The 221-nt window shown below is 67.4% G+C and carries 1 protein-coding gene; it reads left to right on the forward strand.

What is annotated here, in order from left to right:
* A partial coding sequence (locus tag ACYZGB_RS23030; protein ID WP_462391308.1) for a transposase occupies positions 1–221 on the forward strand: 221 nt, incomplete at both ends.

Below are 221 nucleotides of genomic sequence, written 5' to 3' on the forward strand. Positions count from 1 at the left end.
TGGGCGCAGTGTTCCCGGCCACGACGCTGCAGACCTGCATCGTGCATCTGATCCGGGGTAGCCTGGACTTTGCGTCATGGAAGGACCGCAAGAGCCTGGCCACGGCCATCAAGCCGATCTACACGGCGGTGAGCGCCGAGGCCGCTGAGGCCGAGCTGACTGCGTTTGAAGCCGGGCCCTGGGGCCAGAAGTTCCCCACTGTCGTGGGCGCCTGGCGCAGG

The organism is Acidovorax sp. Q11, from assembly GCF_054950075.1.